This window comes from Hufsiella ginkgonis, from assembly GCF_009834915.1.
GTDB classification, from domain to species: domain Bacteria; phylum Bacteroidota; class Bacteroidia; order Sphingobacteriales; family Sphingobacteriaceae; genus Hufsiella; species Hufsiella ginkgonis.
In genome coordinates this window covers 1-706 of the sequence record NZ_WVHS01000017.1, presented here as the reverse complement: position 1 = coordinate 706, position 706 = coordinate 1, and the positions used below count along the sequence as shown (strand labels likewise).

The following is a 706-nucleotide window of genomic DNA, read 5'->3' as shown; positions in this document are numbered from 1 at the left end:
CAATGCTTTTAAGCCGGTTGTCATTGTAATAGCTATACGTGCTTGCGCCCGATCCGTCGCGGTTCAGCGTGAGGATATTGCCCATGTGATCATAGCTGACCGTCTCGCTCATGCTGGTTCCCGTGGAACTGCCCGAGGTCAGCCGGTTCAGTTTATCATAGCCGTAGGTAAACGTGTTCGATAAACTTCCCGGGGTTCCCCAAAGCTGGTTACTGATGTTGCCGTTATACTGCGGCGTGGTACCGTCCTGGTAGTTCAGCTGCATGGCGAACTGGGGGGAGGAGCTGGTCTTGAGCCAGCCGCGGGGGTTATAAGCAAAAGCCGTCACCAGCAAACTGTCATGCAGGCTTTTCTGCTTCAGCTGGCCGGTCTCGTTATATTCAAGATCGGAGAGCTTCACTTCCGTGCCGGAACCAATTTTTTCAAACGTATTTTTCTTCCGACCCCAGGCATCATATTCGTTTCGGATGACAACAGTTACACTGCCGTTACTGCTGGTGTGGCTCCTGTTTGAGGTGAGCAGCTCGCCGGTGAAGCTGTAGGTGTTGTTCACGATATCGGTGCCGGTCAGGTGGTTCCCGCTTTTGCTTTGGATTACCCGGCCTTCGCTATCATAATAATTCACCGATAACAGCATGGTGCCGCTGCCAAGAATGTTTACCCTGCCACCGGTCGGAAGCCCGCGTACGAACGTACTTTGTCCCGG

At 53.3% G+C, this 706-nt stretch carries 1 pseudogene; it reads right to left on the bottom strand.

Annotation, left to right across the window (positions count from 1 at the left end):
* A pseudogene (locus GS398_RS22145) lies at positions 1-706 on the bottom strand (DUF6443 domain-containing protein); the annotation flags it as partial.